This is a genomic window from Fulvivirga lutimaris, assembly GCF_009711525.1.
GTDB classification, from domain to species: Bacteria; Bacteroidota; Bacteroidia; order Cytophagales; family Cyclobacteriaceae; genus Fulvivirga; species Fulvivirga lutimaris.
This window is the reverse complement of record NZ_SMLV01000401.1, coordinates 1-21,575: the sequence shown is the minus strand read 5'-3', so window position 1 is coordinate 21,575 and position 21,575 is coordinate 1. Positions and strand designations below refer to the sequence as shown.

General features: G+C 40.4%; 14 protein-coding genes. 5 read left to right on the top strand and 9 right to left on the bottom strand.

Annotation, left to right across the window (positions count from 1 at the left end; genetic code table 11):
* Positions 1–4 precede the first annotated feature (4 nt).
* Complete coding sequence (locus E1140_RS13905) at positions 5–1,687, bottom strand: sodium/sugar symporter (RefSeq protein WP_155184911.1); 1,683 nt, start codon at positions 1,685–1,687, stop codon at positions 5–7.
* 45 nt (positions 1,688–1,732) lie between these two features.
* A complete protein-coding gene (galK, locus tag E1140_RS13900; protein ID WP_155184908.1) occupies positions 1,733–2,896 on the bottom strand; it encodes a galactokinase in 1,164 nt (387 codons plus the stop codon).
* A gap of 73 nt (positions 2,897–2,969) precedes the next feature.
* Between galK and E1140_RS13895 the strand changes: the two genes are divergently transcribed.
* On the top strand, positions 2,970–3,662 hold the full coding sequence (locus E1140_RS13895) for an NUDIX hydrolase (RefSeq protein WP_155184905.1): 693 nt from the start codon (positions 2,970–2,972) through the stop codon (positions 3,660–3,662).
* Positions 3,663–3,773: 111 nt separating this feature from the next.
* Positions 3,774–5,450: a glycoside hydrolase family 43 protein gene (locus tag E1140_RS13890; RefSeq protein ID WP_246202941.1), complete on the top strand. Its 1,677-nt coding sequence runs from the start codon at positions 3,774–3,776 to the stop codon at positions 5,448–5,450.
* Between the two features lie 10 nt (positions 5,451–5,460).
* On the opposite strand, the gene E1140_RS13885 is transcribed toward E1140_RS13890, so the two are convergent.
* The gene (locus tag E1140_RS13885; protein WP_155184902.1) at positions 5,461–6,561 is read right to left on the bottom strand and encodes a glycoside hydrolase family 43 protein; all 1,101 of its coding nucleotides are present in this window, start codon (positions 6,559–6,561) and stop codon (positions 5,461–5,463) included.
* Positions 6,562–7,012: 451 nt separating this feature from the next.
* On the opposite strand from E1140_RS13885, the gene E1140_RS13880 reads away from it, so the two are divergent.
* Positions 7,013–9,964 (top strand): glycosyl hydrolase 115 family protein, encoded by a 2,952-nt coding sequence (locus E1140_RS13880; RefSeq protein ID WP_155184899.1) that lies wholly within the window; start codon positions 7,013–7,015, stop codon positions 9,962–9,964.
* Between the two features lie 122 nt (positions 9,965–10,086).
* Here the strand turns inward: E1140_RS13880 and E1140_RS13875 are convergent, their stop codons facing one another.
* Together E1140_RS13875 and E1140_RS13870 are read right to left on the bottom strand one after the other, a co-directional pair.
* Positions 10,087–11,388 carry a family 8 glycosyl hydrolase gene (locus E1140_RS13875; protein ID WP_246202940.1) on the bottom strand — a complete coding sequence of 434 codons (1,302 nt, stop codon included), beginning with the start codon at positions 11,386–11,388 and terminating at the stop codon, positions 10,087–10,089.
* An 8-nt stretch (positions 11,389–11,396) separates the two neighbouring features.
* Positions 11,397–12,983, bottom strand: a complete 1,587-nt coding sequence (locus E1140_RS13870; RefSeq protein ID WP_155184896.1) for an alpha-N-arabinofuranosidase — start codon at positions 12,981–12,983, stop codon at positions 11,397–11,399.
* 250 nt (positions 12,984–13,233) lie between these two features.
* On the opposite strand from E1140_RS13870, the gene E1140_RS13865 reads away from it, so the two are divergent.
* On the top strand, positions 13,234–15,912 hold the full coding sequence (locus tag E1140_RS13865) for a sialate O-acetylesterase (protein ID WP_155184893.1): 2,679 nt from the start codon (positions 13,234–13,236) through the stop codon (positions 15,910–15,912).
* 2 nt (positions 15,913–15,914) lie between these two features.
* Positions 15,915–17,270, top strand: a complete 1,356-nt coding sequence (locus E1140_RS13860; protein WP_155184890.1) for a glucuronyl esterase domain-containing protein — start codon at positions 15,915–15,917, stop codon at positions 17,268–17,270.
* Positions 17,271–17,275: 5 nt separating this feature from the next.
* Here E1140_RS13860 and E1140_RS13855 read toward each other — a convergent pair whose 3' ends face one another.
* The 4 genes from E1140_RS13855 to E1140_RS13840 form a co-directional block, all read right to left on the bottom strand.
* Complete coding sequence (locus E1140_RS13855) at positions 17,276–17,452, bottom strand: hypothetical protein (RefSeq protein WP_155184887.1); 177 nt, start codon at positions 17,450–17,452, stop codon at positions 17,276–17,278.
* Positions 17,445–18,611 carry a mannonate dehydratase gene (uxuA, locus tag E1140_RS13850; RefSeq protein WP_155184884.1) on the bottom strand — a complete coding sequence of 389 codons (1,167 nt, stop codon included), beginning with the start codon at positions 18,609–18,611 and terminating at the stop codon, positions 17,445–17,447. Before uxuA ends, E1140_RS13855 begins: the two co-directional genes overlap by 8 nt.
* Positions 18,612–18,619: 8 nt before the next feature.
* Positions 18,620–19,363 carry an SDR family NAD(P)-dependent oxidoreductase gene (locus E1140_RS13845; RefSeq protein WP_155184882.1) on the bottom strand — a complete coding sequence of 248 codons (744 nt, stop codon included), beginning with the start codon at positions 19,361–19,363 and terminating at the stop codon, positions 18,620–18,622.
* Between the two features lie 11 nt (positions 19,364–19,374).
* The coding region (locus E1140_RS13840; protein WP_343034252.1) for an alpha-glucuronidase family glycosyl hydrolase at positions 19,375–21,575 on the bottom strand (2,201 nt) is incomplete at its 5' end.

The following is a 21,575-nucleotide window of genomic DNA, read 5'->3' as shown; positions in this document are numbered from 1 at the left end:
AAGTTTACCAGAAGAATGCATAAAGAAATGAGCAGATGATCATGATAACAAAGGCACTGATATTAAATGCTTTTGGTGTGTTGAATAGACCCGGTGTTAATTCTATCGCTTTATCATCCGCTTTGCCATTACTTTGAATTTGGCTAACCAGTACAATTACTATGAAAGTAAGAATGCATGTAATCATCATTTGATTCATGAATGGAAGACTCACAAAGATGGCAGCATCAGACCAGCCATTAGGACCTATTTTAAAATACATGGCAATAGGAATTGAAAGAAGTACCCCAATAATGGCCCCTTTATTAGTAGCTTTTTTCCAGAACAGACCAGCCAGAAATACAGCTAATATACCCGGACTAACCACCCCGGTATATTCCTGAATAAACTGAAATGCCTGACTTAGATTTCCGAGCTGTGGTGCAATAATCAGTGCTATGATGAGTGCAATAACCCCTGTAACTCTACCAGTAGTTACCATTTGTTTTTGGCTGGCATCAGGCTTGATATAAGGCTTAAAGATATCCATGGTAAAGATTGTAGAAGTCGAGTTTAGCATGGAGGCTAGTGATGATACTATAGCCGCGGCAAGAGCTGCAACAACCAGCCCTTTTAATCCGGCAGGCACCATGGTATTTATCAGCCATGGTGCAGCATTGTCATTAGCGATTGATCCGTCCTCAGCTATAAAACCCGGGGCCATATTCCCAATTTCCAAATCCCCTCCAGGTGCATTGAGTACATAGGCCACAATGCCTGGTACAACTACAATAAATGGAATGATTAATTTCAGAAAGGCAGCAAAGGCGATTCCTTTTTGAGATTCTGCCAGACTTTTGGCTGCTAGTGTGCGCTGGATAATGTATTGGTTAAACCCCCAGTAATATAAGTTTGCCACCCAGAGGCCACCAATAACTACAGACAAACCCGGTAAGTCAAACCAGGCATCACCACCATCGGGTTTTATTATTTCTCCTTTTGAGAGGATCATTGAAAACTTCTCTGGGACAACGGCATAGATGTGTTTGAGCCCATTAATAATCCCTCCATCTGGAGCAACGGCATCAAGAGCAATGAAGGTGGTGACCAATCCTCCGGCAATTAGTAATACCACTTGAACTACATCAGTCCATGCTACAGCGGATAGTCCACCCCATAAAGAATATCCTGCAGCAAATACCGCTAAACATATAATGCTAATGATTAGTAAACTTCCATCTCCGGTTCCTAAAATAGTGTCTAATGCCTTTGCACCGAGATATAGCACCGAAGTGAGGTTGACAAATATGAAAAGCGCAATCCAAAATATGGCAAGGATGGTTTTTAGCTCTGTGCTAAATCTTTTTTCAATAAATTCAGGTATGGTATATAGTCCCTTTTTGATAAATATGGGTAAGAAATATTTGCCTACTATCAATAAAGTGATGGCTGCCATCCATTCGTAGGAGGCTATAGCCAGCCCAATTGCAAATCCAGAGCCTGACATACCTATGAACTGCTCTGCCGATATGTTTGCTGCAATAAGCGAAGCGCCAATGGCCCACCATGGCAATGACTTTCCTGCCAGGAAGTAATCTTCTGTACTTCTTTCCTCACCCTTTTTCTTTCGAGATACCCACAGGCCAACACCAACGATTACAATAGCATAGCTTATAAATACAAAGTAGTCCAGAAATGCGAATTTCATATTTCAGTTTTTTTAGGCATTATTTAAAGTGACAGGTTCAACATTTCAATTATTTACTAAATGGCAACCATTTGATATTTCTATGGGTAAAAAAGTCGCTTCTTTATATTTCATGGCATAGGCCGAAGAAACTTCCTTAATTACGTCATTTAATTTTTCAGTTTCAACCACAGCTATAATACAACCACCAAAACCACCACCCATTTGTCGTGCACCAGGGGTGAATTTATTATCTACAAATTGATCAGCCAGAAAATCGGTTTGCTCACAAGTTATTTCAAACTCGTACCTTAATCCATAATGCGCCTCATTAAGGAGTCTTCCTATATCCTCCAAATCTCTATTTTCGAAAGCTTTACCCATATCCAGAACCCTCTGGTTTTCTTCTACAATAAATTTGCAGCGTTTGTATACTGTATCATTTAAAATAGGTTGAAGCTCATTGAGCATATCCATATTGATATCTCTCAAAGATTGGACATTAGGATATTTAGTTTTAACCTGGGCAACACCATCCTCACACTGTTGTCTTCGCTCATTATAGGCGGAAGTAACTAAAGAATGACTTACATTAGAATTGCAAAGTACCAGTGAGTAGTTCTGTAAATCGACTTTTACATAAGTTAATTCCAGATTGCGACAGTCAAGTATAAAAGCCTGATCTTTTTTACCCATTAAGCTTGAGAACTGGTCCATTATGCCACATTTCACTCCGGCATAATTGTGCTCCGCGGCCTGGCTGATGAGTGCCATTTCCTTTCTACTTAAACCGAGATTATATAACTCATTTAGCCCGAAGCATAGGCCACATTCAAGGGCTGCTGAAGAAGACATACCTGAACCAACCGGGATGTTACCAGAAAACGCGAGGTTAAATCCTTGAATAGTCTTACCTGTATTTTGTAGCTCTGCCACCACACCCAGTATATAGTTTTTCCATGTAGGAGAGGGAATAGCTTCAATGTCATTAAGGTCAAATGAAAATGATTCGTTTTCATCTATTGAATGGCAAGTGCATTTGGTAGGATTATTTGATGGCCCTAGCGCAAAGTAAATAGCCTCACCAATGGCAGCAGGAAAGACATAACCGAGGTTATAATCAGTATGTTCACCAATGATATTTATTCGGCCTGGAGCAGAAACTACTAATTGCTCTTTCCCAAATTGAGCATTAAATACTTCTACAACTTTGTTAATGAGTCTTTGCATCTATTGTAATTACAGTCTGACGAATATAAATATTTATAAACGTAATAATAACGTTTATTTTGTATTTTTGAATATGGCCTATGATGAAAATAGAAAAAGCTGGGTGGCTGTTGATTGTCTGGTGCTGGGTTATGATATAGAATCAAAATCTATCAACGTCCTCAGTTTTATGCGACAGGTAGACCCTTTTGCAGGTCAATGGTCGCTCATTGGTGAGTTTATCAATGAAGAGGAGGATATTGATGATGCAGCCAAAAGAGTTTTGGAAAAGTATACAGGGCTTAATGACGTATTTCTAGAGCAAATAAGAGTTTATGGAAATACAAACAGAGATCCGGCTGGAAGAGTGATATCCATATTGTATTGGAGTCTTATTAAACTGGATGACATTCACAAAGACATTGTAAATAAGCATGGTGCTCAATGGTTTTCAGTGGGAGACCTACCAAAAATGGTGTTAGATCATGGCGAGATGATAGATTTTGGACGTGATTATCTGTTGTCGAAGGCTAAAAATACTCCTCTTGGTTTTGAGTTGCTACCACAAAAATTTACGCTTCCTCAACTGCTTAACTTATATGAGGCTATATATGGCAAAGCCCTGGATGATAGAAATTTTAGAAAAAAGATGCTCTCAACAGAATTGCTTCAAAGGCTAGACGAGAAGGATAAATCCAGTTCTAAAAAAGGGGCTTTTCTTTACGAATTCAATCAGGAGAAGTATCATGAATTAATGAGCAAAGGCTATCATTTGGAGTTGGTTTGAGTATTTCACAACTGACTAAAGATTGAAATTTGTTCCAAATTACCTCATACATAATTTAATTTAAACAATCGATTGTGTAGATTGAGCAACAATTCCAAAAATGCTATTAAAATGTTAAAAAGACTGCTCTGTATTGTAATAATAGTTTCCGGTTGTTCGTCAACTCCTGAAAAGGAGAAAGATGTAACAATGAAGGTTTCTACCTATAATAACCCGATCCTGGCAGGTTGGTATCCGGACCCTAGTATTACTTCAGATGATAAGGGTAATTATTACCTTGTCAATTCAACCTTTGCCTATTACCCTGGTATTCCTGTTTTTCATAGTACAGATCTGGTTAATTGGAGGCAGATTGGAAATGTACTCGATAGGCCTGAGCAGCTAGATTTGGAAGGTTTTGGAGTTTCAAGAGCCATATTTGCGCCTGACATCAGCTATGACAATGGCATTTACTATGTCACCTGCACGGTAGTTGATGGTAAGGGAAATTTTGTTGTTACAGCCACAGACCCTGCAGGCCCATGGTCTAACCCTGTTTGGCTTCCAGAAGTATCTGGAATTGACCCGGGATTATTTTTTGATGAAGACAAGACTTATTTGATCTATAATAGCGAAGCTCCTGATAATGAGCCTTTGTATAATGGTCATCGCACTATTCGTATGGTAGAGTTTGATAAGGAGAACTTAAAAGTGATTAGTGATAATAGAATTTTGGTAAATGGAGGTGTTGACATTTCTGAAAACCCTGTTTGGGCAGAGGGCCCACGTATTTACAAGTTAAACGGGTATTACTATTTAATGACAGCCGAGGGAGGTACTGCTATCAATCACTCTGAGGTAATTTATCGAACTAAGAATATTAATGATGACTTTGTTCCTTACAATAAAAACCCAATTTTAACACAAAGGCACCTTGATCCAGACCGTAAAAACCCAATAACCTCTGCTGGTCATGCCGATATTGTCCAGCATCCAAATGGTGACTGGTATGGAGTTTTTTTGGCCTGTAGAGCCTATGGAGACGATTATTACAATACTGGAAGAGAGACTTTTATAACACCAGTAAAATGGGAGAATGACTGGCCTGTTTTTGATTTAGGAGGGGAAGGAATAGCTTATGCTTACCCATTGCCAACAGGTGTCGATGTTGATTCTACTCTATTTCCTTTGAATGGGAATTTCTGTTTCACAGAAACATTTGATAATGATTCTTTAGCCCTACATTGGCTTTTTTTAAGAACGGTTAAGGAAAAATGGTATTCAATCAATGGTGGATTTTTAGAATTAGACTTACGCGCAGAAACCATCAAGGGACTGTCTAACCCAAGTTTTATAGGGCACAGACAGCAACATCTGAAATGTGAAGTAGAAACAAAATTCCAGTTTCAGCCGAAATCAAGTAATGAGCAAGCGGGTTTGGTGGCTTTCCAAAATGGTCATAATTATTATTACTTAAATAAATCAGTTGTTGATGACAAATCGGTTATACGTCTTGAAAAGGGAACCGAAGCAGGCTCAGAAATACTTGCTTCAAAACCTATTAATGATTCTGATAATTTGGAGCTGAAAATTGAGGCTGATGTTGATGTCTATAAGTTTTATTATCGTCAGGGAGACACAGATTGGATCTTGCTGCAGGAGGCAGATGGCCATTACTTGAGCACTAAAGTAGCAGGAGGTTTTGTGGGAGTTACATTTGGAATGTACACTTCCTCTAATGGGGAAGTGTCATCCAATGTTGCTCGATATGATTCGTTTACCTATACAGGAAACGATACCGTTTATTAAAAAAGGAGCCTTACAAAGGCTCCACTAGTGCATCAATAGTTTGGATAGTCCCGTCACTATTATATTTCAACTCTGTAACTTTTACACTTCTCAAGTGAGTTTTTCCTCCTGAAAGCGAGCTGTCATGAAAGAATAACCACCATTTGCCATTATGCTCAACAATAGAATGATGGTTGGTCCAGCCTAATACAGGCTTTAATATTACTCCCTGATAGGTAAAAGGGCCATAAGGCGATTCTCCTATGGCATAAGCTATATTGTGAGTGTCTCCGGTTGAATAAGAGAAGTAGTAGCGGTCATTATATTTATGCACCCATGCTGCTTCAAAAAATCTTTTTTCATTTTCTCCTACAGTAATTGGTTCTCCATCCTCTCCAAGAATAACAATATCTTTAGGCTCTTCTTCGAAGCTCAGCATGTCCTCAGATAGTTTAGCCACTTTTGGACTAACTGCGGGTAAAGAATCTGCAGGGTAAGTATCCTGACCGGTGTATTCTCCATTACTCCATCGTTGAAGCTGACCGCCCCAAATACCACCAAAATACATGTAGTAGCTGTTATCAGAATCTTCAAACACGGCTGGATCAATACTAAAGCTGCCTTTGATTGGTTCTTTCTCAGCTGTAAATGGCCCGTAAGGGTAGTCGCTTGTAGCTACACCAATTTTGAAAATGCCCTCTGGGTCCTTGGCAGGAAAGTACAGGTAATACTTATCTCCCTTTTTAGCCGCATCAGGCGCCCACATCTGTTTGTCTGCCCAAGCCACATCTTCTACCGATAATACCTCTCCATGGTCTTTAATAGCACCTCCTACATTGTCCATAGAAAATACATGATAGTCTTTCATGTCAAAATGACTTCCCAAATCGTCCTCAGGGATTCCTGACTCAAAATCATGAGATGGATATATATATAGGACATCATTAAATACATGCGCAGATGGGTCTGCGGTGTATAATTCTGTGATTAATGGTTGAAGTTCTGATTTTGATGAATCAACCTGTTCAATTTGAGCATTGCTGTCAGTAGAATCTTCCTGATTTTTGGTTTGGCAAGATTGGGTCATCACGACTCCAACCAGCAGTGTTAGTAGTTGATAAGTTTTGGTCATATTCTTTAGATTTTGTTGATGAATCATATGTGATTTCAAACCTTTTATAGATTTATTTTACACAATCAATTGTTTTAATAAATACCTCTATAATACCTCATTAATGGCAATAATTTGAATCATTATAAATAATTCATCACAAAAATAGCAATTTTTAACAATCGATTTCTTAAACTGAATATTATCTCTATATTGGGCATTCAAAACACGGTTAATATTAAGATGATTGTAAATGTAGTGGTGTCAATTAAACTTTCATTTTGCTAAAATCAGCAGAGTAACATTCTAGGGCTGCACGATGGCCTGGCGTAGAAAAATAATTTCCCAATCAGAGGTCGGACAGATTACACCTTACTTTTTGACAGAAATTTAAAACCCAAAAAAGCTTTCTATGCCGTATTAGATACTGCGGGTAATAGATAGACTTATTAAAATTTAAATAATTGCCGGCATGCGCAACTTGTATTTTCTTTATATCAATCATTTTATGTTAGTGTTTTTGTTGGTTATGCTGTTTGCTATTCCTGCAACGAGTCAGTCCAATAGCACTTTTGAAGAGGTAAGAACTGTCCAAACTAATGAACCATTTCAGGAGTCTTCTTTTCTAACAACTGAAAATAAAAAAGACGCATTTCCGCTTGTGGTAAATAGTGAGCCGGCCAATATTTTGATTAGCCGATCCGATTACTCTGGAATACTAAAAATTGCAAAGCTATTTCAAAAAGATCTAAGCAGTGTGTCTGGAAAAGAAGCAAGTCTATTAGTTGATGATCATGTCAAAACTGATAACCTGATTATAGTCGGAACCATGGGCAAAAGTGAGCTTATAAATGAGCTGGTACAAAGTGGTAAAATCAATATTGCTGATCTGAACGGAAAATGGGAGCAATTTTTAATTATCCCTGTAAAATCACCAATGAAGGGCGTTGAGAATGGTCTTGTAATAGCAGGCAGCGATAAGAGAGGTACTATTTATGGTATGTTGGAGCTTTCCAGGCAAATGGGGGTATCACCCTGGTATTGGTGGGCAGATGCTCCAGTGAAATCACGGCAGCATATCTATGTGAAGTCAGGGAAACATACTGCAGGTGAACCAAAGGTAAAATACAGAGGCATCTTCATTAACGATGAAGATCCCGCGTTAGCTGGTTGGGCAAGAGAAAAGTTTGGGGACTTTAACCATCAATTCTATGAGAAGGTGTTTGAGTTGATTTTGCGTATGAAAGGAAACTACTTATGGCCTGCTATGTGGGGAAAATCCCTATGGGATGATGACTCAGTAAGTGCTCCCTTAGCTCATGAAATGGGGATTGTGTTGGGTACATCTCATCACGAACCGTTGATGCGGGCTCATGTGGAATGGAACCGTTATGGTAAAGGTGCTTGGAATTATGAAACCAATGCTGAAGAACTTCGCGAATTCTGGAAGAAAGGTATGGAGCGAACTCAGGGTCAGGAAAAGGTGGTAACGCTAGCCATGCGCGGAGACGGAGATGAAGCGATGAGTGAAGGAACAAATATTGAACTGCTTGAGAAAATTGTTGAAGATCAAAGAGAAATCATTGAAGAGGTTACAGGTAAACCTGCTGAAGAAACACCTCAGGTTTGGGCACTTTATAAAGAAGTGCAGGACTATTATGATCAAGGGATGCGTGTTCCGGATGACGTTACTTTACTACTCTGCGATGACAATTGGGGACAGGTACGTGTGCTTCCTGAAGTAGATGCAAAACCACGTAAAGGAGGCTATGGTATGTACTACCATTTTGATTTTGTGGGAGGTCCCAGAAGTTATAAATGGCTTAATACTGTGCAAATAGAAAGGACCTGGGAGCAAATGCGGCTCACTTATGAATATGGTGTAAAGGAAATCTGGCTCGTGAATGTAGGCGACTTAAAACCTATGGACCTTCCTATTAATTTTTTCCTGGATTATGCCTGGAATCCAGAAGAGATTACTGCCAAAAACCTTCCAGATTATTATACCCAGTGGGCAAGCACCCAATTTGGAGAGATGTATGCAAAAGAGATTGGAGAGATTCTGGCACTCTATACTAAATATAATGCACGTAGAAAGCCGGAATTGTTGGCAACTGATACCTACAGTCTGACTAATTTCGATGAGGCAGAAAGGGTAGTTGAAGAGTACAATTCCCTTCTGGAAAAAGCCAAAAGTATAAAGGAGAAATTGTTAAAAGAGGCGCAGGACGCATATTATCAATTGGTTTTATACCCTGTTGAGGCATGTGCCAACATGAATGAAATGTATGTGGCTGCGGCAAAAAACAAATTGTATCGTACGCAAAACAGGGCCTCAACTAACTATTATGCAGATAAGACTAAGGACCTTTTTTTTAAAGATGATGAGTTGTTAAAGCTACATAATGAATTTGCAAATGGTAAGTGGAATCACATCATGAAGCAAACCCATATGGGTCATGCGAGTTGGAAAGATCCCGTAGTCAATAAAATGCCGGAAGTATCATATATCCAGGTTCCATCTTCCGCAGGGCTGGGTTATGCGCTGGAAAGTGGTGTGAGCACATCTTTTCGGAATCGAGGTGGCTTGTTTAGTCAAAGTTTTTCACCCTTCGACCCAATTAATGATCAGCGATATTATATTGAGATTTTCAATCAAGGGGCTGCTGACCTTACCTATAAGCTGGAAGCCAAAAACGATTGGATAAAGCTCTCATCTGAAAACGGGACTGTTCAATATGAAGAGAGGGTTTATGTAAGTGTTGTCTGGGATAAGGTGCCTGAAGGCGAACAGGAAGGTGAAATAGTTATTTCCAGTCCATCGAGTCGTGATTATACAATCAAAGTGCCACTTCGCTCAAATATCTCAAAGAAGGTTAACGGATTTATAGAAAACAATGGCATTGTAAGCATTGATGCTGCTAACTATCAGCACAAAAAGGGAACAAAGAATATTTCTTGGGAAGTCATACCCAATTTAGGGCAGACAGGTTCTGCAGTGACCTCAACACCCGTTACGGCTCCAAAGCAAACTCCGGGAGCAAATAGCCCTTTCCTTGAATATCAAATATTCTTGCTGGATTCGGGTACATTTAGTCTTGAAACACGGTTTTCTCCTACCCTAAATTTTCAAAAAGATGAGGGCTTGCTTTATGCGGTTTCTATTGACGATGGAGAAAAACTAATTATAAATTTACATGAAAATGCCATAGACGCAGACTGGACCTATCCGGACTGGTGGAACAATGCTGTAACAGACAATATCATGAAGCAAACCGTTGTAGAAAAGTGTTTATCAGCAGGTGCACATACTGTAAGGTATTACATGGTGGATCCGGGGCTTGTTTTGCAAAAGATTGTATTAAAGAAAAAAGGTGTAGATGCGGAAAGTTACTTAGGCCCTCCTCAATCTACAATCAAATAATCAGGTACTATCGCGGCTGTGTAGTTTGAAAAATTGCCGTCAGATCAAATAATCTATTGAACTGAATGCAGCGAGTCAATATGAATTTTCAGCTGGGAATAGGCCAGGTTTTTTCATTTGTTTTACTCTCCTTCAGGAGTGATAATACGGTAATTTCCACTCAAATGCATCAAACTAAATAAGTAAAGCAACCCGTCAAAATAAGGATCAAAATAACCGTCTTCGTAAGGTTCCAATTTGGCATTCCAAACCTCGTCAACAAACTTCCAGCCTTTGTGGTGAGTAGCCATCAGGGAAGCCGCCCCTGCAGTTGAGACCAACCCCAGGGAATGTCTCAATTTTTGAAAGCCACCCGCAGGTAGTATCCACTCTGGTGTTGTGCCGTCTATGTTATATTGGTCTGGATAAGTCTCCAAACCCTGGCAATATAGGAAGTTTTGAATGCGGTTAGCATACCCCTGTTGCCATTTAATATCCTTGGCATACCAACTGTAATCCATGGCGATGTTCATAGGTACCCGCCATGAATCGTACCTAAAGGCATCACCCATCCGACCTCGGCTATGTGGAGCACCATTAAACTCAGAATAATCAGGAGTCAGGCCGGTCTTAGGATGTGTAGCCCTGTGCAGAAAAACGCGTGCTGTGTCAGCGCAGGCGCGATAAAAATCTTCATGTCCATCTTTAGCATATTCTGCCCAGATTTCGAAAAAAGCGGGTAGGTGATAAGAAGGATCTGTCCAGTCATATCCACCATCGTGAGGCACAAAATTAATTTGCTTGTGTTCTACATTTATAACATTTCTGACTCCTTCGGTTCCATCTTTGCTCCACATCGCATCAAGAATTCTGCGTGCTTCTCCATAATAATTTATTCCTGTATCATCACCCCATTGATTGGACGCGAAAAGCAGCGCAGTTACAAAATACAACTCCCCATCTGAAGCAGAGCCTTCCGAGTTTTGAGTCCCGTTTTCAGGATTAACGCTCCAGGCAAAATAAGCATCTCTGGCACCACCGTGGTGCTGCATATATTTTGTTGTCCAGCGCCAGAGACGGTCAAAAACTTCTTTTTTGTTGAATTGAACAGCCACCATAAGTCCATAAGAAAGCCCTTCTGTTCGGGCATCCTTATTCTTAATGTCCGATACATAGGCCAAAGAATCACCTATCTCGAAATACACGCGGTCAGGTCCCTCAAAAACATCATAATAGCCCTTTTTAAGTTTAGCATCAATTTCAGCTTGTGAATAGCCTGCCTCCAAAAACAGGTTTCGGTATTGGCCTGTTTCCCATGCTCCTTTACCTAAGGGCTTCATTTTACCTCGAGGATCATCTACTTTTTTATTGCAATCCTGAGCAGACATTGTTCCGGCTATAGCCAGAATACCAGCTGTCAGAGCGATTTTATTAAAAATATTCATGAGTTAAATTATTTTGTATCTATTGATATAACCGTAACGGATTGTGGTTCTAGTGTAAGCTTAATTTTTCCTTTTGAAACTTTCAGATCGAGTTTCTTAGGGGAAACATGTTCAGGTCTATCGAAAGTATTGATTGCATCAATTTCTGATGTATATAATGTTTCACCTGTGGCATTAGTTATTTTTTGATCTGCTAACTGCAAGTCAATAGTGGCTTTGCGTGAAGGGTCCACATTGGTCACCGCCAGTAGAATCTTCCCGTCTTTTCCCTTGGCTGCTATAGCATCTATGCGTGGTAAAGTCACGTTGTCTTGCTTGTAAGTACCGGCCTCGTAGTCAATTTTCAGGTGCTCTGCATCCTGGAAGGGTACGTAAAGCCTAAAGGCATGGTAAGTAGGGGTCAGTAACATTTTCTCATTATCAGTAAGGATCATTGCTTGTAATACATTAACCATCTGGGCAATATTGGCTCCTCTAACCCGGTCTGCGTGACGAGCGAATATGTTGAAGTTTAGCGCAGCAACAATAGCGTCACGCTGAGAATTTTGTTGCTCGAGATAACCTTCTGGTGACCCCTCAGTGGGTGCATACCAGGTGCCCCACTCGTCTACTAAAATGGATATCTTCTTCTCTGGATCATACTTGTCCATAATAACTTCACTCGTAGTGATGAACTCATCCATACCCAGTGTTTCTTCAATGACCTTAGCATATTGCTGTTCGTCAAAATCAGTGGCTATGAGGTTAGGAGGCCAGCCATTGCGAGTATAGCGATGTAGTGAGAGTGCATGGATATCCCATGCCCAGCTTTTTGTGGACCATGCCTTCATTATCACTTCAGTATATTCGCCAAAACCAGTCGCATCTGGTCCTACAGCAACCAACTGTGTGTTTACTTCACTATTATAGTTTGTGCTGAAATTGGCGAACTTTTTCAGTTCAGTAAGGTACTCTTCAGCTGTGAAGGGGCCTCCACAGCCCCACACTTCATTACCTATTCCCCAAAAAGCCACTTCGTATGGCTCGGGGTGACCATTCTTTGCACGTTCATTAGCAAGGGTTGATTTGTCAGCCGTAAGGTACTCCAGCCAATCTGCAGATTCTTTTACGGTTCCCGATCCCACATTAGCGGAAATAAACGCATCAGCACCTATTTGATTTAGGAAATCAAAATATTCGTGAGTGCCGAAGGTATTGGGCTCTTCACGCCCTCCCCAATTGGTATTGATTCGGGTTTGCCTTTGCTCTGGTGTGCCAATACCATCTCGCCAGTGATATTCATCAGCGAAGCAGCCACCTGGCCATCGCACATTTGGAACCTTGAGTTCTTTTAATGCGTCCACTACATCGTTTCGCATGCCCCGGGTGTTAGGAATACTTGACTCAGGCCCTACCCAAACGCCTTCATAAATGCCTTTTCCCAAGTGCTCTGCAAACTGACCAAAGATATGCCTGTTAATCACAGGGCCATGCTTTTCAGAGTCGATGGTAATTTTAATTGGACTATCGCTCTGAGCATAGATTTCGGTTGAACTGATTACATAAAAAAAAGCGATGATGCCTATGGTTTTAATAATGGGTTTCAATGTATTCATATGGATTGTTGGAAGAATATGTTTTGGGAATTTCTTAAATCGATTGCATTGTCCTGATTCAATTATTTTTGCCTTAGACCTATGATTTGGTTCATTTTAAAAAGTACAATCAATACTTTCTATTCCTGCAATTTAATTTTAAGTTAGTATATACACAACCGATTGCGTAAACTATTAATCGATAATTTGATCTAACAACATTGGGTTAGTATAATTAAGTGACCGGTACCATTCTAGTATAGCTAAAATTATGATCAAAAAATTAAGAAGTAGTATTTATATACTAGCTTTTGCACTAACAAGTACTTTAAGCTATTCTCAAATTAAACTGCCCCAACTAGTAAGCGATGGCATGGTATTACAGCGCGATACCGAATTAAAAATCTGGGGCTGGGCTTCGCCTGGTGAAGAGATCTCAATAAAATTCATAAGGAAAAACTACTCGACCAAGGCGGATAAAGAGGGAAATTGGAGTTTGATGCTAAACAAACAAAAGGCAGGAGGGCCTTACTCCATGACCATTGAGGGTAAGAATAGAATTGAGCTCGATAATATTTTGATCGGTGATGTTTGGCTGTGCTCTGGGCAGTCGAATATGGAGCATTATTTAGGGCGTCATCAGGAGCGTTTTGCTAAGGAAATCAAAGAGGCCAATAATACTGAAATAAGGCAATTTAATGTGCCCATGAATCCGGTATTTGCTGGGCCTCAAAATGACTTTACTGACATTACATGGAGGACGGCTACCTCAGAGAATATTCTGGAATTTTCGGTGGTGGCATATTTCTTTGCTAAAAACCTGTATGAAAAGTACAAAGTACCTATTGGTATCATTAAATCGACTGTTGGAGGGTCTCCGATAGAAGCCTGGATCAGCGAGAAGGGCTTGAACGACTTCCCAGAAAGCCTTGAAACCATTGCTCAAAATAAGGATACAGCATATGTGCAGGAGGTGAATAGAAAAGCGGCTGAAGTGGGGAAGGAAACTGCCAAACAAATGCCAGCCGATCAAGGAATGGTTGAAGAAATGAAATGGTACGAATCCGATTATCAACCTTCTCATTGGGGTCGCATGAACATTCCTGGCTATTGGGAAGATCAGGGTATTGATGATCTAAATGGAGTCGTTTGGTTTCGTAAAGAAATTGAGGTACCAGCATCTATGACAGGTGTTGTCGCCAAGGTAAAATTGGGACGTATTGTTGATGCAGATGAATTTTACATCAATGGTGAAAAGGTTGGAAATACTACCTATCAGTATCCACAAAGAAGGTATGATGTTCCTTCGGATGTACTCAAACCAGGTAAAAACACATTTACTATTAGGCTTACCAATTATAGCGGAAAAGGCGGCTTTGTGCCTGATAAACCTTATTACTTAGCCACAGAAAAGGATACCATTGACCTCAAAGGCTATTGGCAATATAAGGTAGGAGCAGCTTTTCCGGACGTTAAGCGCCAAATAGAAGGTATTTCTATGCGACATCAACCAGCTAGTTTTTACAATGGTATGATTGCCCCGGCTACCAATTATAAGATAAAGGGCTTTGTTTGGTATCAGGGCGAAAGTAATGCAGGGAGACCCTACTCCTATGAGGCGCTACAAAAAGCACAAATTAAGGATTGGCGAACTAAATGGGATAATGATGATCTTCCATTCCTTTTTGTACAACTACCTAACTTCATGGAAACAGATTATTTGCCTTCTGAAAGTAGCTGGGCTGAGTTGCGTAAGGCACAATTGGAAGCATCTAAGATTCAAAACACAGGAATGGCTGTGGCTATTGATTTGGGAGAGTGGAATGACATACATCCTGGCAACAAAAAACCTGTAGGAGATCGGCTGGCTTTGCATGCCCAAAAATTGGCTTATGGAGAAAATAATATTGTTTATTCAGGGCCGATCTATAAATCAGCAAAGATTGAAGCTGATAAAGTATACTTATCTTTTGATCATGTAGGTAGTGGTTTAAAATCCAATGATGGAGAAACATTACGCTGGTTTGCAATGGCAGGTGCCGATAGAAAATTTGTTTGGGCAGATGCTGCCATTGAAGGTGATAGAGTAGTCCTTGTGAGTGATAAAATTCAGCAGCCTGTTTATGTACGATATGCCTGGGCAGATAATCCGAGCCCGGTAAATTTTTACAATAAAGAAGGTTTGCCAGCTGCACCTTTTGAGGCAAAACTTCCGGTATCTGATAAACTTTGGTTTGGTAAACAGGCAGCGGTGGTACTCACGTATGATGACGCACTGGAAGTTCATCTGGACAATGCCATACCAGCGCTGGAGGCAAAAGGTTTCATAGGTAGTTTCTACCTAACAGCCAATGCGGATGGTAGCAAAAATCGTATCTCTGATTGGAAAAGAGCTTCTCAAAATGGTCATGAATTGGGTAATCATACCTTGTACCATCCATGCGATAATAAGGATGGCAGTAGAGATTGGGTCACTCCCGAAAATGATCTGAGTAATTATAATACAGCTCAGCTGGTAAGAGAAGTTGACATGACCAACACTTTTTTACAGGCTCTGGATGGGAAGCGACAAAGGACTTTTGCTTACACCTGTGGCGACAAGGAGACTTCCGAAGGCTCTTTTATTGAAGCTATAAAGGATGACTTTGTTGCTTTACGTGGTGTGCATGCTGATATCAACAGTATTGATGAGATGGATTTTACTAACCTAAATTGTTATGTGGTGGATAATAGCAATGCCGACCAGATGATTGAATGGGCTGAAAAGGCCAAAAAGGAAAATGCTTTGTTAGTGATTTTATTTCATGGAGTAGGGGGAGGCCATCCAAGCACCATCGATCTGGATAAGCACGAGGCATTTCTTGATTATCTAAAAACCAACGAAAAAGATTTCTGGGTGACTACACTACTGGAGGCCAGCCAACATGCAAAGGCACATAAAAAGGATTAATGATGAATAGATTTTTAATTATTTGTTTGCTGTCTGCAACATCGTTGGTTGGTCATGCTCAATTTTCGCAAGCTGGGCGTGACAGCATTTATAATGTATCGAAACAGGATCACCAACAGATGAAAGATCAGTTGGGCATTTCAATATCGAACAGACCTGGCCCATCTGGAAATCCTAATGATCCCAATGCTGCAAATACAGATGAAGATAATGTGAGAGCGTATACCCTGCCGGATCCTTTGACGTTGAGCAATGGTGGTAAAGTTGAGTCTTCAGAAGAATGGTCGGAAAAACGCAGGCCTGAGCTTGTTGAGCTTTTTGAAAGTGAAATGTATGGGCGTTTGCCTCAAAATATTCCTGCTGTCACATGGAAAGTGACGAGTGTAAAGGATACTACCATTGGCAACTTCCCAATCAAAGAAAAGAGACTTTCAGGCATTGTCGATAATTCTGGATATCCGAATATTAAAGTGGAAATAGAATTGTTGCTTGCAACACCAGCTCATGTGAGCAAGTCAGTACCAACAGTAGTACATTTTGGGTTTATACGCTGGCCATTCGGACCTCGTCCCGAGCAATCCATTTCGTTGCTTTCTCCTAACGAACCTGATTGGAAACAACAACTGATCTCAAGAGGTTGGGGCTACGCTATTTTAAACCCGACAAGCGTTCAGCTTGATAATGGCGCTGGATTACGTCAGGGAATAATCGGATTGGTAAATAAAGGAGAGTATCGCAAGCCAGATGATTGGGGTGCTTTACGTGCCTGGGCATGGGGAGCCAGTAGGGTGATAGATTACTTTGAAACGGACCAGGATGTAGATATTGACAGAGTGGCAATTGAGGGACTATCACGTTATGGGAAGGCTGCATTAGTAGCGATGGCTTTTGAGCCGCGTTTTTCTTTAGGTTTTATTGGTTCGTCTGGAGCGGGAGGGGCCAAAATTCTTAGAAGAAATTTGGGAGAACAAGTAGAAAATCTTGCTTCATCTGCAGAGTATCACTGGTTTTCGGGAAACTTTATTAGATATGCAAGCACCAAAACGGTTGATGATTTGCCGATAGATGCCCATGAATTGATTGCCCTATGTGCACCAAGGCCGGTGTTTATCAGTGCTGGCTCTCCTTTTGTGGAGGGGTCTTGGATAGATGCCAAAGGCAGTTTTTTAGCAGGAGTTCATGCCGGCCCGGTCTATGAATTATTGGGAAAAAGAAGTTTAGCTGCAGATGAGTATCCGTTTTTAGGCACACCACTTATTGATGGGGAAATAGCCTTTCGTCAACATGCTGGCGCTCATAGTAATGGCCCAAACTGGAGCACGTGGATTGCATGGGCAAGCAGGTATTGGAAGAATTAATTTGCCTATATCAGCATCGTTAAAATACTTTTTCCAGCAACGTTGATAGCTACTTTCCCTTCTTCTGCAGTTAATTCTTCTTTCTTTCTATCTAACGAAACTATAGTTGTATAAGAAGTGGCTGAAGAGATTTGTAAACCCTGAACAGATAATTCAACGCTATTTTTTGAGATATTATTCATTTGATTCTATCAATTCTTCTTCAAGCTGTCTGAGCTGTTCAAGCCCTTTGAGTCTTCCTGTGAACGAATAGCCAGGGTAATAATTGGTTTGATTATCTTCAGGATAAAGCAAACCATGATCAGGCCTCATGGGCAATAAAATATTTCTCGCTTCATTAATTTTCAGGAGCTTAGCAATAACCTCTTTCATAGGTACATTGCCTTCCAGATGCCCTGACTCTCTAAATTCTTTTGACCCTGATCGAGTCACATTTCTTAAGTGCACGAAGTGAATTCTGTCATTATACCTGTCCAGAATCTTCAGTAAGTCATTACTGGCGTTGGCACCAAAGGAACCAGTACAATAGCACAATCCATTTGAGCCAGAAGGCACTGCTGTGAATATTTGATTGGCATCTTGCTCTGTACTCATTATTCTAGGTAATCCCATAAGAGGAAAAGGAGGGTCATCAGGGTGTATTGTCATATAAACTCCTGCCCTTTCAGCCACTGGAATAACTTCTTTTAAAAAGTAAATCAAGTTGTTCCTCAACTCTGTACTACCAACGTGCTTATAATCTTCGAGCAGATCGAGTAAAAGTTGTGGAGTGAAGTCATCTTTAGAGCCGGGAAGGGCGGTTAGAATATACCTGCTCAACTGCTGTCTTTCCTCATCAGAAAGAGCCTTGCCATAAGCCAAAGCATCACTTAATTCCTTTTCTGTATATTCACTTTTTGCGCCAGGTCTTTTTAATACCTCTATATCAAAATATATAAAGGCACTGTGATTATATACAAGGGTCTTAGTGTCGTTGTCATTAGTGTGAAAATGATCTGTCCTTATCCAGTCAAGTATGGGCATAAAATTATAAGTGATAATTTTTATGCCGCAGGCGGCTAAATTCTCGATACTGATCTTATAATGCTCTATATGCCTTTTAAAATCACCTCGATGCTGCTTTATTTCTTCATGTACGGGCAGACTTTCCACCACAAGCCATGGAAGTCCTGCTTCCTCAAGTAATTTTTTTCTTTCTTGAATGGCGGCTACGGTCCAGATATCCCCAACAGGAATTTGGTGCAAGGCAGTTACAATACCATCAAGATTAGCGCTTTTCAGATGCTGCAGTGTTACAGTATCATGAGGCCCAAACCATCGCATCGTTTTCTTTAGCTTCATAAAACAGATTAAAATCCTACACTATTTCCACCGTCAACTGCCAGTACTGATCCTGTTACAAACTTTGCTGCTTCTGATGATAAGTAATAAACAGCCTCAGCTACATCTTCCGGTTGGCCCAATACGCCCATTGGTGTTCGTGACATTACCCGATTGGCTCTGTCTTTGTCTCCATTAAGCGCTTTTGATGACATTGGAGTTTCTATAAAACCCGGAGCAACACAGTTTACTCTCACTCCAATTTCGGCCAACTCTACGGCCATAGCTCGGGTCATCCCCTCTATAGCTGTTTTACTAGCCGCGTAAGCGATAACTTTAGGAAGCCCATAATGCGCAGCCATTGAGCTAATGTTTACAACGGAGCCCTGTTTATGCGCTTTCATATGACTGATTACCTCTCGACTCACAGAAAAAACGCTGTTGATATTCAGGTTGATAATGTTGGCAAATTCTTCATCAGTAACTTCAAGAAACGGTTTCTTCATATTGATTCCGGCATTGTTTACCAGTATATCAATCTGTCCACTTTCTTTTACTATGCTATTTATAACCTCAGGTATTCCTTCCAGGTTCGTCAGATCGTACTGAACAATTCTTGCATTTTCGCCAAGTTCACAAGCTGCTTTTTCAAGTTTTTCCTTCGACCTTCCTATGATATACGTTATAATTCCTTCGTTACAAAACTTTTTGGCAGTGGCTAATCCCAACCCTGAATTTCCTCCGGTAACTAGAGCTACTTTTTGATTTTTCATAAAACGCGTTGTTAATCCCATTTAGGTTTAATGCCCGGTGCAAATGGGAATTTTAGTGACATATAATATTCTAATGATTTGTCCGGTTTCTCCATTTCTGCTGGGAAAGGGAGTTCCGAAAATTGTTTGAAATAAGACATACAGGCATTCTTCCACCAAATGGCCTCGTTCAACTGAATGCTTAACAAACTTTTTACTAATTGATGTCTTTCATGATCTACAAATGGGCTCATTTGCTCCCATGTTGTGGTCATTTCTCTTACTTCGTTAACTCCTTCCTGATAGGTAATTCCAATATTGTCCCACAGTGTTCGGTCATTCTCAAGCTTATATGACCAGGGAAGATGATGAAACCATAGAAGTAATTCTGAGGGAGTGGCTTTCGGGTCATTAAAAACTTTAGCCAATTCAGGAGCATATTGAGCAGTGGCATTACTGCCTGTTGAACTTCTATTAAAGCCGATGCCTTCCTTGTCAGCTTTGTGGTAATAAACAGAAGTCCAGTCTGGGCGTGGCATATTCTTGATCCAAGGCCCAGGGCCGTAATGATGATTTGCATCCATGATGTGGTGGAGGCCAAGAGGAGTCATGTATTTTACTACTGTTTCTCTTGATGAGATTAAGAGCTCGGACATTGGATTTACGAAGTCTGGATCACTTGAAAAGGTAGCCTTCAACCACTCTTTAGCAATTTCTTTGGAACCCATATTAGGGTCCCAAGCCAACCTGCCAAAGCCGTACCAGTTGGCTTGTGCAAATGGATGCCCCGTCCAGTTTATATTTGTACCAATATTAGAAACACCTGCAATACCTGATATTCGTTTGCTGTGTAATGATCCATCGATAACTTTGGCTACTGTAGAATTCGGTCCTTTTCTATGAGTATCAGCCTGTAGTGTTTCTTCAAACAATTTGGGTAGAAATACCAAATGAGTACTAAACCCAAGATACTCTTGCGTGATTTGAAACTCCATCATTAATGGTGTCTGAGGCATAGCACCAAACATGGGGTGAAATGGTTCGCGCGGTTGAAAATCAATTGCACCGTTTTTAACCTGGATCAATACATTTTCGGCAAACTGACCATCGAATGGAACAAATTCGCTATATGCCTGCTTTGCTCTATCTGCAGGGTCATGTTCTGAGTACACAAAAGCGCGCCAAATAACCACGCCATTAAATGGTTTTAAGGCTTTGGCTAGCATATTCGCACCATCGGCATGGGTTCTTCCAAAGTTCTGTGGCCCGGGCTGTCCTTCTGAGTTGGCTTTTACTAAAAAGCCACCAAAATCCGGAATCTCTTTATAAATCTCTTTCGCTTTTTCTTCCCACCAGGCTGCTACATCTTTATTTAGTGGGTCAGCAGTATCAAGACCACCAATTTCCATTGGGGCTGAAAAACGGGCAGTCAGGTATACTTTTAGACCATAGGGTCTGAAGGCATCCGCTATTGCTTTTGTTTTTTTGATATACGGTGCTGTAAGTACTAGTGCATTAGCATTTACATTGGTCAAAACAGTACCATTAATTCCTATAGAGGCATTAGCCCTAGCATAGTCAATGTACCTTTGGTCGATAACCTCTGGTAGCTTGTGCCAATTCCACAATGAAAAACCTGCATATCCGCGCTCAACAGTTCTGTCCAAATTATCCCAATGGTTAAGAAGCCTTAGATCAATCTTTGGTGATTCGATTATGTTTAAGTTATTAATCGACTCATCTGATTGCATTAACCTTAATAGGTGAAAGGTTCCGTACAAAACGCCAATAGATTTTGGGGCAACCACTACCAGTTGTTTTCCGATAGTCTTTATAATGTAACTTCCATTAGGTTGATCTTCAAGATTACTAGTTAGCTGATTTTTAATGGATGCTGGTAATTTATCAATTGTACATATTACTAAAGATGCCTTATTAATGTCCTTTGAAATACTAACTGGTATACTTAGTAACTTGGGTAGACCATTTTGAACTTCAGCTTTGGCTACATCTAATGTAGGGTCGCCATCCCCAAAGTAGATGGCTTTAGTTATTTCCTTATATTGTGAAGATAATTGCTGGTTTAAGACAGGCTCATATCTCAACCAAAGTTTATAGCCATCTTCCGCCTGCGCAAAGTATGTATTTAAAACACATAAAAGGGTAATACAAAATCTCTGCATTCTGTTGTATTTTGGTATTTTTATGAAATCGATTGCAATCAATATTATTA